This window comes from Plantactinospora sp. CA-294935, from assembly GCF_050936445.1.
Lineage (GTDB): Bacteria > Actinomycetota > Actinomycetes > Mycobacteriales > Micromonosporaceae > Plantactinospora.
Map to the genome: position 1 here is coordinate 10,082,639 of NZ_JBNJMU010000001.1, position 12,021 is coordinate 10,094,659.

At 73.3% G+C, this 12,021-nt stretch carries 12 protein-coding genes; 6 read left to right on the forward strand and 6 right to left on the reverse strand.

Features of this window, described 5'->3' with window-relative positions:
- Positions 1-372: 372 nt before the first annotated feature.
- Positions 373-1,404, reverse strand: a complete 1,032-nt coding sequence (gene ligD, locus ACQEVC_RS43680; RefSeq protein ID WP_432890215.1) for a non-homologous end-joining DNA ligase — start codon at positions 1,402-1,404, stop codon at positions 373-375.
- Between the two features lie 87 nt (positions 1,405-1,491).
- Positions 1,492-2,025: a hypothetical protein gene (locus ACQEVC_RS43685; RefSeq protein WP_318395119.1), complete on the reverse strand. Its 534-nt coding sequence runs from the start codon at positions 2,023-2,025 to the stop codon at positions 1,492-1,494.
- 133 nt (positions 2,026-2,158) lie between these two features.
- Between ACQEVC_RS43685 and msrB the strand changes: the two genes are divergently transcribed.
- From msrB to ACQEVC_RS43705, 4 genes are all read left to right on the forward strand, one after another.
- A complete protein-coding gene (gene msrB, locus ACQEVC_RS43690) occupies positions 2,159-2,587 on the forward strand; it encodes a peptide-methionine (R)-S-oxide reductase MsrB (RefSeq protein ID WP_432890219.1) in 429 nt (142 codons plus the stop codon).
- Positions 2,588-2,623: 36 nt separating this feature from the next.
- Positions 2,624-2,884 carry a Prokaryotic metallothionein gene (locus ACQEVC_RS43695; protein ID WP_318395121.1) on the forward strand — a complete coding sequence of 87 codons (261 nt, stop codon included), beginning with the start codon at positions 2,624-2,626 and terminating at the stop codon, positions 2,882-2,884.
- A 97-nt stretch (positions 2,885-2,981) separates the two neighbouring features.
- Complete coding sequence (locus ACQEVC_RS43700) at positions 2,982-3,485, forward strand: GNAT family N-acetyltransferase (protein WP_432890222.1); 504 nt, start codon at positions 2,982-2,984, stop codon at positions 3,483-3,485.
- A gap of 177 nt (positions 3,486-3,662) precedes the next feature.
- Positions 3,663-5,186: a hypothetical protein gene (locus ACQEVC_RS43705; RefSeq protein ID WP_432890225.1), complete on the forward strand. Its 1,524-nt coding sequence runs from the start codon at positions 3,663-3,665 to the stop codon at positions 5,184-5,186.
- Positions 5,187-5,326: 140 nt separating this feature from the next.
- Here the strand turns inward: ACQEVC_RS43705 and hemQ are convergent, their stop codons facing one another.
- Genes hemQ through hemE form a run of 3 tightly spaced genes read right to left on the reverse strand, consistent with a single transcriptional unit; the run spans position 5,327 to position 8,650 of the window.
- The gene (gene hemQ / locus ACQEVC_RS43710) at positions 5,327-6,073 is read right to left on the reverse strand and encodes a hydrogen peroxide-dependent heme synthase (RefSeq protein ID WP_432890228.1); all 747 of its coding nucleotides are present in this window, start codon (positions 6,071-6,073) and stop codon (positions 5,327-5,329) included.
- Positions 6,070-7,548 carry a protoporphyrinogen oxidase gene (hemG, locus tag ACQEVC_RS43715; RefSeq protein WP_432890231.1) on the reverse strand — a complete coding sequence of 493 codons (1,479 nt, stop codon included), beginning with the start codon at positions 7,546-7,548 and terminating at the stop codon, positions 6,070-6,072. The genes hemQ and hemG overlap by 4 nt, the downstream gene beginning before the upstream one ends.
- A 19-nt stretch (positions 7,549-7,567) precedes the next feature.
- Positions 7,568-8,650 carry a uroporphyrinogen decarboxylase gene (gene hemE / locus ACQEVC_RS43720; protein WP_432890233.1) on the reverse strand — a complete coding sequence of 361 codons (1,083 nt, stop codon included), beginning with the start codon at positions 8,648-8,650 and terminating at the stop codon, positions 7,568-7,570.
- 157 nt (positions 8,651-8,807) lie between these two features.
- On the opposite strand from hemE, the gene ACQEVC_RS43725 reads away from it, so the two are divergent.
- Together ACQEVC_RS43725 and ACQEVC_RS43730 are read left to right on the forward strand one after the other, a co-directional pair.
- On the forward strand, positions 8,808-9,380 hold the full coding sequence (locus ACQEVC_RS43725) for a DUF3000 domain-containing protein (protein WP_432890235.1): 573 nt from the start codon (positions 8,808-8,810) through the stop codon (positions 9,378-9,380).
- A 124-nt stretch (positions 9,381-9,504) separates the two neighbouring features.
- Positions 9,505-10,824 (forward strand): ribonuclease D, encoded by a 1,320-nt coding sequence (locus tag ACQEVC_RS43730; protein WP_432890237.1) that lies wholly within the window; start codon positions 9,505-9,507, stop codon positions 10,822-10,824.
- 60 nt (positions 10,825-10,884) lie between these two features.
- Here the strand turns inward: ACQEVC_RS43730 and galE are convergent, their stop codons facing one another.
- Complete coding sequence (gene galE, locus ACQEVC_RS43735; RefSeq protein WP_432890240.1) at positions 10,885-11,910, reverse strand: UDP-glucose 4-epimerase GalE; 1,026 nt, start codon at positions 11,908-11,910, stop codon at positions 10,885-10,887.
- Positions 11,911-12,021: the final 111 nt, after the last annotated feature.

Genomic DNA, 12,021 nt, shown 5'->3' on the forward strand with positions numbered 1-12,021 from the left:
AGAGGCCCCTCCCATGACCCAGACCGGACGTCAGATCCGCCGCCGCTTCGGCAGCCGAGGCGTGCTTACCGCTGTCGCGGTGCTCGCCGCCGCCGTCATCACAGGTGTCATCGCGCTCATCGCCTGACACTCGTGCACCGGCGCGCCTCAGCGGGACGCCGAGCAGTTGAGCGGCCCGCCTGACGCTGATCTCCGCACCCAGATCGTTGCCCGCTTCGCGTCGCGGCAGAGTTCGCCGAACGTCTGCTCCATGCTCTGGGAGAAGCGCTCACGGTACGGCCCGGGACAGCAGCCGAGCACCTTGCGATACCACCGGCTTGATCTTCGAGGGCGTGGGGTCCTAGCCGGAAGAGGGCTGCGCCCGGCGCCCGCTCACTCCTTGCGGTCGCGGTCCCGGGACGGCTGGACCCGCTTCGGCTCCCCCGGCATCTTCGGATGGTCCGGCGGATAGGGCAGGTCGCCCGAGCCGTCCCGGTCGTCCCGGTCGGCCCACTCCAGCAGCGGGGTGATGTCCCACGGGGCGTCGTCGATACCGGCGTGCGGATCGCCGATCTTCGCCACCCGCTCCGGCACCGTCTTCAGGTCGAAGTCGTCCGGCTCCACGTCCGGCAGCTCGTCCCAGCTGACCGGGGTGGAGACGGTGGCCCGGGCGTTGGCCCGCAGCGAGTAGGCGCAGGCGATCGTCCGGTCCCGGGCCATCTGGTTGTAGTCGATGAAGACCTTCTCGCCGCGCTGCTCCTTCCACCACGAGGTGGTGACCAGGTCGGGGCGGCGCCGCTCGACCTCCCGAGCGAACGCGATCACCGCCCGGCGCACCTCGGTGAAGGTCCAGCGGGGCGCGATCCGCAGATAGACGTGCACGCCCCGGCCGCCGGAGGTCTTCGGCCAGCCGGTCGCGCCCAGCTCGTCCAGCAGCCCGCGCACCTCGCCGGCCGCCTCCACCGCGTCGGCGAAGTCGGTGCCGGGCTGCGGGTCGAGGTCGATCCGCAGTTCGTCGGGGCGGTCGACGTCGGTGCCCCGGACCGGCCAGGGATGGAAGACCACCGTACCCATCTGGGCCGCCCAGGCGACGTGCGCCAGGTCGGCCGGGCACAGCTCGTCAGCGCTCCGGCCGCTCGGAAACTGGATCTTCGCAGTCTGGATCCAGGGCGGCACGCCCCGCGCCGGCACCCGCTTCTGGTAGAACATCTCCCCCTCGATGCCCTCCGGGAAGCGCTGCAACGCCGTCGGCCGGTTGCCCAGGGCGCGCATGATCCCGTCGCCGACCGCGAGGTAGTAGTCGAACATGTCCTTCTTGGTGAACCCGCGACGAGGGAAGTAGACCCGGTCCGGGCTGCTCAGCCGTACCGTGTGCCCGGCCACCTCGACCTCGACGGGCTTCGCCTTCGCGCTGCCACCAGCCATGGGCCGACCCTATGCCACCGCTCCGACACAGGTGACCCGACACGGAGACGCCGCCCGCCGCCACGGCCGGACAGCCGCCACGGCCGCTCAGGCCAGGGGTCGCGCCTCCCGCTCCCGGCTGCCGTGCCGGTGCGCCTCCCAGACCTGGCAGATCAGCACGAGCTTCTGCTCGAACCGGGGATCCCGGTCCAGCGGGCCGCCGTCGTACGGGGCATGCAGCCGCAGCGGCCCGGCGTCGCCGAGGTAGACGGCGACGACGGTACGACCCCGGCGGCGCTCCGCCCGGACGTCGACCACCCGCTGCCAGGCCACGAAGGCGTACCCCCCGTACGCCCGGCCCCGCAGCCCCGCCTCGTCCAGCCGGACCCGGGCCCGGAGCCGGTCGGCAGCGCCGCAGAGCACCCCGAGCGGTAACGGGGCCAGCACGGCGACCCAGACCAGTTCGGAGAGTTCCCGATGCCCGGGCAGCGCGCTGGCGATCACGATCACGGCGCCGCTGCCCAGACCACCCCAGCGCAGCCCCCGGACCACCGCCTGCCGCCAGGTCAGCCGGAACTCGGCCAGCACCGGCCGGTGCTCGCGTCGCCGTCGCTCTCCGCCCGGCCCGGTGGCCGCCCGCATGTCCTGTCAACGACTCGGTCGCCGGGCGGTGATTAATCAGTTGTTTCTCGCTGTTTTCCGATGATTCTGCGGTGCTCGGCCGCCCCGACGAGGCGCTTAGCCGCCCGACGATCTCCGCCGTACCGTTGGGGGTATGGCTGACAACAGCGTCCGGGACGACCAGGCAGGCAAGCTGCCCACCACCGAGGAGGAGTGGCGGGTCCGGCTCACTCCGGAGGAGTTCAGGGTGCTCCGCCAGGCGGGCACGGAACGCGCGTGGACCGGCGAGTACGTGGACACCAAGACCGCCGGCACCTACCACTGTCGGGCCTGCGGGGCGGAACTCTTCTCCAGCGACACCAAGTTCGACTCGCACTGCGGCTGGCCGAGCTTCGACCAGGCACTGCCCGGCGCGATCCGCTACCTGGAGGACCGCTCGCTCGGCATGGTCCGGATCGAGGTGCGCTGCGCCAACTGCGACTCCCATCTCGGGCACCGCTTCGACGGCGAGGGCTTCACCCCGACCAACGCGCGGTACTGCATCAACTCGATCTCGATGCGCCTCGACCCGTCGAGCACGTAGTATCACCGCAGATGCGGTGAAACGGGGGAATTCGACATGGCGACCTGCGAGGTCTGCGGCAACGACTACTGGATGGCGTTCGAGGTCCGCACCACCAGCGGGGACGTGCACACCTTCGACTCGTTCGAGTGCGCGGCGCACAAGCTCGCCCCGGTCTGCGAGCACTGCGGCATCCGGATCATGGGGCACGGTGTCGAGGTCTCCGGCCGGTTCTTCTGCTGCGGGCACTGCGCCCGGGTCGTCGAGGGCGAGCGCGGGGCGGAGATCCGGGACGCCGTCGGCGCCCGCCCGGCCTGATCCCGCACCCCAATCACGGCCTGACGCCGCACCGGGTCCCGACGCCGTCGGATCGCCCCGGCGGCAGCCCGCGCCGCCGCGCGCCTACCATCGCGGGATGCAGCAGTCGCAGACGCCACCGCGCCAGGCGGACCCCGCGGAGCGGGTCGAGCTCCGGGTCGCCTCGTTCGCCGACCTCGACACCCGGACCCTGCACGACCTGCTGAAGCTGCGGGTCGACATCTTCGTGGTCGAGCAGGACTGCGCCTATCCCGAACTCGACGGCCGGGACGTCGAGCCGGGCACCCGGCACCTGTGGCTGGCCCGGGGCGGCGTGCCGATCGCGTACCTGCGACTGCTCGCCGACCCGGGCGGGGTGGAGCGGATCGGCCGGGTGGTGGTGGCCCGGCAGGCCCGGGGCGGCGGGTACGCCGGACGACTGATGACCGAGGCGCTGGCCGTGGTCGGCTCCCGGCCCTGCGTACTCGACGCCCAGGCGCACCTGGTGAACTTCTACGGCCGGTACGGCTTCACGGTCAGCGGCCCGGAGTACGTCGAGGACGGCATCCCGCACGTGCCGATGCACCGCGACCCGGTGGACCGGGCCGAGGCGACGAACTAGTCTGCCTGGCCAGCCCAGACCGGCGGTTCGGACGGAACTGCCCGCCTATCGCGATCATTTGCCGGGGTTTGTGCCGGGCGGGGTTGCTGGCCCGACCGGGCCACCTCTAGCCTCCCGATCACCGCCGTGGAGATCTTGCCCCGGCGCCTTTCTACGTAACCCCCATGGAAGGTGTACATGCGCCCCCTCCTGCCCTTCGCCCGGATCGGCGTGGCCGTCGCCCTGGTCGCACTGACCACGGTCGCCGCCGCCACGCCGGCCAGCGCCGAGGAGCCCGACTCACCGTACGCCGCCGCGTGGCCGTCACTGCCGTTCGTGGTCAACGTCGCTCAGGACGCGACCAAGCCCAAGCCGGCCAAGCTCACCATCAACAACTACTCGCAGGTCGCGGCCCGCAACGTCTCCGTCAAGATCGACGTCTCCGGGCTGCCCGCCGCCATCACCGCCACGCTGCCCGGTAAGGACCAGGGCTGCGTCATCTCCGGCGCGGTGGCCACCTGCACGCTCGCGGAACTCGCGGCCGACACGGTGCACACCTACACCATCGGGCTCGCCCCCGGAAACCTCGACGAGACTCCGTGGAGCGGCACCATCACCGCCACCTCCCGCGGGGAGAACACCCAGGGCGAGGGCAGCACGGAGAGCATCGTCCAGGTCAGCGCCCCCGGCATCGACCTGGCAATCGGTCAGCTCGCCGACGTCGAACTGAAGGCCGGCGCCTCGACCAATGTGCCGATCTCGGCCCGCAACGAGGGCACCGTCGCCGCCGACGCGGTCGCCGTGGTGATCAGCACCACCCACCACCTGGAACTGCCCAACCCGTACGAGAACTGCCTTTACAGCCAGGACGACCTGGCGCTGACCTGCATTGTGGACGGAGCGGTCGGCCCGGACGAGACCTTCGAGATCGATCCCGCGACGCCGCTGCGGCTCAAGGTGGCCGACAAGGCTGCCGGCCCGGACACCTACGGTGCGTGGGCTGCCGTGCTGCCGCTGACCGACGAGGAGGCCGAGCAGCGGCTCAGCAAGGCGGAGAAGAGGTCGAGCGGCAAGCGGCTTCGGCTGGTCCCGACCAGCAGGGCGCTGCGTGCCCCGGCGGATGATCTGAACTACGACGACAACGAGACCAGCTTCACCGTGAAGGTGCCGCTGCACGAGGCGGACAGCGTCGCGATCGGGGCGACCGTCAGCGGCGCGGTCGACGAGACCCGGTCGATCCGGGTCGGCATCCGCAACGACGGCCCGGCGAACACCCTCACCCCGGGCGAGGAGTGGTCGTCGTCGGCCGAGGTGGTCCTGCCGGCCGGCCTGTCGGTGCTCAAGGTCGATGAGAACTGCGAGCCGAACACCGACAACCCGAACGGTGAGGACCGGCGGGGAGTGGCGGACGGTCTGTCGTACCACTGCTGGCCGCCGGAGCAGCTCCAGTCGGGTAAGACCTGGCTCTTCGACTTCACGGTCAAGATTGCCGGCGAGCCCGGTGCGGCCGGCTCGATCGTCGTCGACGGCGGTGTGCAGGACAAGAACACCGGCAACAACACCGCGCCGATCACCCTGGAGACCGGTGGTGCCGGCGGTGGCCTGCCGGTGACCGGTGCCCGGGCCGGACTGGTCGCGCTCGGCGGTGTGCTGCTGCTCGCCGCCGGTGTGGTCGGCGTCGTCGTGGCCCGGCGCCGCCGGATCGTCACGGTCGTCGACTGACGCTCTCAGGAACGGAAGGAGTAGGGGGCAGCGGCGCGACGCCGTTGCCCCCTACTCCTCTCCGACCAGGTGCTGCCCGGCTGCGGTCGGGTCCGGAGCCGACGACGCGGCACCACCGACGGCAGGGCGGCGCGTTCGCGTCACGGCAGCGCGTTGACCAGTTCGCCGATGCTCCGGCGCCGACCGGTGAAGAACGGCACCTCCTCGCGGACGTGCCGGCGGGCCCGGGAGGCGCGCAGGTCGCGCATCAGGTCGACGATCCGGTGCAGTTCGTCGGCCTCGAAGGCGAGCAGCCACTCGTAGTCGCCCAGCGCGAACGAGGCGACCGTGTTGGCCCGGACGTCCGGGTAGCCGCGGGCCATCATGCCGTGCTCGGCCAGCATCTCCCGGCGTTCGGCGTCGGGCAGCAGATACCACTCGTAGGAGCGGACGAACGGGTAGACGCAGATGTAACCCCGGGCCGGCTCGCCGGCCAGGAACGCCGGTACGTGGCTCTTGTTGAACTCCGCCGGTCGGTGCAGCGCCATCTGCGACCAGACCGGCGCCAACTGCCGGCCGAGCGCGGTACGCCGCAGCCGCCCGTACGCGTCCTGGAGCGCGTCGCTGGACGACGAGTGCCACCAGATCAGCAGGTCCGCGTCGGCGCGCAGCCCGGAGACGTCGTAGCTGCCCCGCACCACCACGTCCTTGCCGGCCAGCTCCTCGAAGAGCGACCCGACCTCGGCCGCGATGCCGTCCCGCGCCTCGGGCAGCGGACCGGTCGCCCGGAACACCGACCACATGGTGTAGCGAATGCTCTCGTTCAGCTCGCGCAGCCGCGCCGCGTTGCTCTGCTCCGAGCCAGCAGTGTTGGTCTGCTCCGAGCCACCGGTCTGTTCCGCAGTCATGCCCCTGATACTCCCAGCACCTTGATGATCTCCTCGGCCGCGGTCTCGCCGGAGCGTACGCAGACCGGTATCCCCACCCCGTCGTAGCCGGCGCCGGCCAGCGCCAGGGTCGGGTGTGCGGTCCGCAGCGCGGCCCGGGCCGCGGCCACCCGGTCCAGGTGGCCGGGGGCGTACTGGGGCAGCGCGCCGCCCCACCGGTGCACGTGGCTGTCGACCGGTGCGGGCAGTTCCGTGCCGAGCAGCTCGGACAGCTCCCGGTGCACCGCCGAGACCAGCTCGTCGTCGGCGCGTTGCAGCAGGTGCTCCTCGCCGTGCCGGCCGACCGAGGCGCGCAGCAGCAGCGTGCCGTCCGGGCGGCGCAGGTGCGCCCACTTGCTGGTGAAGAAGGTGGCCGCCTTGACCAGGGTCTGCTCGGTCGCCGGCACCAGGAACCCGGACAGGTCCGTCGGCACCGCGCCGCCGGTCGCGGAGAGCACGCCGCGGTCGCTCGCCGCCGCGCTGTCGGGCGGGCCGGGCAGGGCGAGGCTGACCAGCGCCACGCTGGCGTAGTCCAGCCGGCCGACCAGCGCGCCGACCGCCACGTCGACCCCGCCGAGCAGCCGGGCGGCGGGCCGGGCCGGCAGGGCCAGCACCACCGCGTCGACCTCGACCAGTTCCGGGTCGCGGGTCGGGCCGATCACCAGCCGCCAGCCGCCCGGGACGGGCAGCAGCTCCCGGACCGCCGCGTTCAGCCTGATCTCGGCCCGGGCCGCCTCGGCTGCGGCGGCCACCAGCCGGCTCACCCCGCCGTCGACCGTGGCGAAGACCGGGCTGCCGGCCGGTCGGGGCGCGGCGGCCATCGCCGCCCGGACCGCCCCGGTCAGGGTCGGCTCGGTGCGTGCCGCCCGGGCCAGCCCGGGCATCGTGGCGGCCAGCGACAGTTCGTCGGCGCGGCCGGCGTACACCCCGCCGAGCATCGGGTCGACGAGCCGGTCCACCACCTCGTCGCCGAGCCGCCGCCGGACCAGCTCGCCGACCGTCGGGTCCTCGTCCGGGCCGAGCAGCGGGCGGCCTCCGTCGGTGTCCCGCTCCGCCGCCGGCCGGGCCACCGCAGCCACCGCGGCCAGGTCACCGGGTACCCCGACCAGGGTGCCCGGGGGCATCGGCCGCAGCTCGCCACCGATCGCCAGCGCGGCCCGGCCGATCGCCGGGTGCACCAGCGCGTCGGCCAGCCCCACCCGGCGGGCCAGGGCGACCGCCGCCGAGTCCCCGCCGGCCGGATCCCGGGTCAGGAACGCCTCGGCGCCGAACTCGACCGTCGCACCGGCCAGCGACCCGGTACGCAGCTTGCCGCCGAGCACGCCGGACTGCTCGTACACGGTGATCTCGGTGTCGGCGGGGAGCCGGTCCCGCAGCCGGAGCGCGGCGGCCAGCCCGGTGATCCCGCCGCCGACCACGGCGATCCGCGGCCCGCCGGACCGTGTCGTGTCGTTCACCCCGGTGCCCGCCTCTCGGTCAGCTCGCGGACGCCTCGTGGACCAGGGCGACGACCCGAGTCAGTACGTCGGGATCGGTCTCCGGCAGCACGCCGTGCCCGAGGTTGAAGACGTGCCCGGGGGTGGCCGCGCCCTCGCCGAGCACCCGACGCACCTCGGCCTCGACCACCGGCCAGGGCGCGAAGAGCACGGCCGGGTCCAGGTTGCCCTGCACCGCCCTGTCCGGCCCGATCCGCACCGTCGCCGCGTCCAGCGGGGTACGCCAGTCCACCCCGACCACGTCCGCGCCGGCCTCGCCCATCGCGCCGAGCAGTTCGGCGGTGCCGACCCCGAAGTGGATCCGGGGCACGCCCGCGTCGGCGAGCCCGCGCAGCACCGCCGTCGAGTGCGGCAGCACGAACCGGCGGTAGTCGGCCTCGGAGAGCGCCCCGGCCCAGGAGTCGAAGAGCTGCACCGCCGCCACGCCCGCGCCGATCTGCACCTTCAGGAAGGCGAGAGTGATCTCGGCCAGCCGGCCCAGCAGCGCGTGCCAGACGTCCGGTGCGCCGTGCATCAGCGCCTTGGTGCGTACGTGGTTGCGCGACGGCCCGCCCTCGACGAGGTAGCTGGCCAGGGTGAACGGCGCTCCGGCGAAGCCGATCAGCGGGGTGTCGCCGAGTTCGGCGACGAGCAGCCGGACCGCCTCGTCCACAAAGGACACATCGGAGGGGTCGATCGGGCGGATCCGGTCGACGTCGGCGAGGGTGCGTACCGGTTCGGCCACCACCGGGCCGGTGCCGGGCACGATGTCCAGGTCCACCCCGGCCGCCGCCACCGGTACGACGATGTCGCTGAACAGGATCGCCGCGTCGACGCCGTGCCGGCGTACCGGCTGGAGGGTGATCTCGGCGACCAGCTCCGGCCGGCGGCACGACTCCAGCATCGGGATCCCGGCCCGCACCTCGCGGTACTCCGGCAGCGAGCGCCCGGCCTGCCGCATGAACCAGACCGGGGTGTGCGGCACCGGCCGGCGCCGGCAGGCGCGGACGAACGGCGAATCGGCCGGGCCGCCCTGGGCCGGCTGGTCGTCTCGGGCCACGTTGCCCGCAGTCGTGGTGGTCATCGGCGCCATCGTGCCACGCGCCCCGATCCCGGCGACGCGCACCGCCGGGTTTTGTGGCGTGCCAGACGTACCCGATGTGCGGTGCGCCGGGCCGACCGGCCGCTCCGACCGGCGCGGCGCCCCACCACCGCGCCGACGATCGGCTTAGGCTGCGGATATGGCCTCCCCGATCGTCCAGCCCGAGACCTTCGCCCGTGCGGTGGCCGGGTTGCGGTCGGCGGCGCCGCGCGCGGAGATCGTGCTGGAGGAGGTGGGCGCCCCGCAACGGCTGGCCCCGTACGCCTTCGCGCTGGCCGCCACCGTGCGGCGCGACGGCGAGGAGGTGGCCACCGGACGGCTCATCCTGCTGCACGACCCGGCCGGACACGAGGGTTGGAAGGGGACGCTGCGCCTGGTCACCTACGTCACCGCCGAGCTGGAGATCGACCTCGCCGCCGACCCGCTGCTCCCCGCCGTCGGCTGGACCTGGCTGACCGACGCTCTCCAGGCGCGGGACGCGGCCCATCGGGCGCTCGGCGGCACGGTGACCCAGACCATGTCGACCCGGTTCGGCGAGCTGGCCGGCCCGCCGGCTGCCGGTGACATCGAGATCCGCGCCTCCTGGACCCCGGTCGACGACGACCTGCGGGCACATCTGCTGGCCTGGTGCACGCTGCTCGCCTCCACCGCCGGGCTGCCGCCGCCCGGTGTCACCGCGCTGCCGCACTCCCGGCCGGCCGGCGCCGCCTGACCAGCCGCAACTTCCGCCGAACCTCGTACGCCCCAACCGCTTCGGCGGCCCCAGCCGCCCCACCGGACCCGACTCGCCGGACCGGCTGCGCGACCCGAATCCTGGCGAAGACTAGGGTTGTCAGGTGACCGACGAACCACCCCTGCGCCGTCGGGCCGCGCAACGCCGAGCAGGGGACGAGCCGCACAGCCTTCCGGTGTCCGCGCCGGATCCCGAGACAGTGGGGCCCGACCCAACGCCCGGCGGGCCCGTACCGCTTCTCACCCCTCGCGACGGCACTCCAGCCCCCGTCGAGACACCCGCCGGCCTGGCCGACGTGGTGTCCCGGTTCGGGGCCGGCACCGGCCCGGTCGCCGTCGACGCCGAACGCGCCTCCGGCTACCGCTACAGCCAGCGGGCCTACCTGGTCCAGCTCCGGCGGGCCGGGGCCGGCACCGTGCTGATCGACCCGCTGCCACTCGGCGACCTCCGCACCCTCGACGAGGCGATCGCGGATGCCGAATGGGTGCTGCACGCCGCCAGCCAGGATCTCGCCTGCCTCGCCGACCTCGGGCTGCGGCCGAGACGCCTCTTCGACACCGAGCTGGCCGCCCGGCTCGCCGGCTTCGAACGGGTCGGCCTGGCCGCGCTGACCGAACAACTGCTCGGCTTCACCCTGGAGAAGCACCACTCGGCGGCGGACTGGTCCAGCCGGCCGCTGCCGGAGTCCTGGCTGACCTACGCCGCGCTGGACGTGGAGATGCTCACGGAACTGCGGGACAAGCTCGCGGCCGAGCTGGAGCGGCAGGGCAAGGCGAAGTGGGCGGCCGAGGAGTTCGCCGCGCTGGTGGCCTGGGGCGCCCAGCCGGCCCGGCAGCGGCCGGACCCGTGGCGGCGGACCTCCGGCATCCACCGGGTGCGCGGTGCCCGGGCGCAGGCCCGGGTGCGGTCGCTCTGGTACGCCCGGGACGAGATCGCCGCCCGCCGTGACTCGGCGCCCGGCCGGGTGCTCCCGGACGCCGCGATCATCGCCGCCGCCGAGATGGACCCGAAGGACGAGCGGACCCTGCTGATGCTGCCCGGCTTCGGCGGCCGCTCGGTACGCCGGCTCGTCCGGACCTGGCTGGACGCCCTCGCCGACGCTCGGCAACTGCCGGACGACGCGCTGCCGGTGAGCCCCACGATCGACGGGCCGCCCCCGCCGCACCGCTGGGCCGAACGGGACCCGGTGGCGGCCGCCCGGCTGGCCCGGTGCCGCGAGGTGGTGACCCGGATCGCCGCGGCGCACACCCTGCCGCCGGAAAACCTGATCACTCCCGACTCGGTACGCCGGCTGGCCTGGATCCCGCCGGAGGAGATCACTCCGGAGACGGTTGCCGAGACCCTGCGCGGGTACGGCGCCCGGAGCTGGCAGGTCGGCCTGATCGCCGAGGAACTCGCGGTGGCGCTGGTCGGGCCGACCTGACCCGCCCACTCCTGGCCCGCCGGCAGCACGTTCTCCGGCGGGCCGGAGCGGCGGCACAGGTCAGTGGTGCAGGTGCAGGGCGGGCCGGCGGATGCCGAGCAGCTCGTCGCGGATCCTGCACCACTGCACGGCGTGCCGGATGCCGTCGGCAACGGAGTACTCGGGTTTCCAGTCGAGCAGCAGTCGGGACCGGGTGCTCCGGGTGAACGAGCCGGCCGCGTCGCCGGGGCGGCGCGGCGCCTCGCGGGTGCGTACCGGCCCGACCGCCTCGGCGAAGGCGGCGACGAGTTCCCGGACGGTGGTCCCGTCGCCGGTGCCGAGGTTGACCGCCTCCACCGACCGGTCGCCGCCGGGCGGCAGGATCTCGTCGAACCGGCGCAGCGCACAGACGTGTGCCCTGGCCAGGTCCCAGACATGGATGTAGTCGCGGATTCCCGAGCCGTCCCGGGTGGGCCAGTCGGTACCGGTGATCAGGAACTCCCCGCCGTCGGTCCAGGCGTCGATCAGCTTGCCCAGTGCGTGCGTCGGCCGGGGCACCTGGAGACCGGTACGCAGCAGCGGGTCGGCGCCGATCGGGTTGAAGTAGCGCAGCGAGAGCGCCCGCAGCGGGGTGGCCCCGGCGGTGTCCGCGAGCACCGTTTCCATCATCGCCTTGGTCCGGGCGTACGGGCTGGCCGGCTCCAGCGGTGAACTCTCGTCGACCGAGAGGTCGGCACCGGTACGGTAGATCGCCGCCGAGGAGCTGAAGACGTAGCGGGTGACCCCGTTGCGGAGGATGTGGTCGAGGAAGTCGAGCGACTTGGCGACGTTCTCCCGGTAGTAGCGCAGTGGCTCGCTGACCGACTCCGGCACCACGATGAGCGCCGCCGCGTGCACCACCGCGGCGATCTCCGGGTGCTCGATGAAGATCCGGTCGAGCAGCGCGCCGTCGGAGATGTCGCCCCGGTAGAAGGTCCGTCCCCGGGTGAACTCGACCCGCCCGGTGCAGAGGCTGTCCAGGATCACCGGCTCGATGCCCTCGTCCAGGCAGGCCGACGCAATGGTGCTGCCGATGAAGCCGGCACCACCGGCGACCAGCACCTTCACCCGGACTCCTGGCTGATTGGAGGCTTTTTCACAATTGCTCGGTGTTTAGCCGGCAATAGCGGGATTACCGAAGCACCCAGCCGGACAATATGTGGTCCGAGCCACACGGGG

Coding starts and splice junctions, on each gene's coding strand:
- ligD (WP_432890215.1), bottom strand. CDS start 1,404: ATGGCTGGTGGCAGCGCGAAGGCGAAGCCCGTCGAGGTCGAGGTGGCC.
- ACQEVC_RS43685 (WP_318395119.1), bottom strand. CDS start 2,025: ATGCGGGCGGCCACCGGGCCGGGCGGAGAGCGACGGCGACGCGAGCAC.
- msrB (WP_432890219.1), top strand. CDS start 2,159: ATGGCTGACAACAGCGTCCGGGACGACCAGGCAGGCAAGCTGCCCACC.
- ACQEVC_RS43695 (WP_318395121.1), top strand. CDS start 2,624: ATGGCGACCTGCGAGGTCTGCGGCAACGACTACTGGATGGCGTTCGAG.
- ACQEVC_RS43700 (WP_432890222.1), top strand. CDS start 2,982: ATGCAGCAGTCGCAGACGCCACCGCGCCAGGCGGACCCCGCGGAGCGG.
- ACQEVC_RS43705 (WP_432890225.1), top strand. CDS start 3,663: ATGCGCCCCCTCCTGCCCTTCGCCCGGATCGGCGTGGCCGTCGCCCTG.
- hemQ (WP_432890228.1), bottom strand. CDS start 6,073: ATGACTGCGGAACAGACCGGTGGCTCGGAGCAGACCAACACTGCTGGC.
- hemE (WP_432890233.1), bottom strand. CDS start 8,650: ATGACCACCACGACTGCGGGCAACGTGGCCCGAGACGACCAGCCGGCC.
- ACQEVC_RS43725 (WP_432890235.1), top strand. CDS start 8,808: ATGGCCTCCCCGATCGTCCAGCCCGAGACCTTCGCCCGTGCGGTGGCC.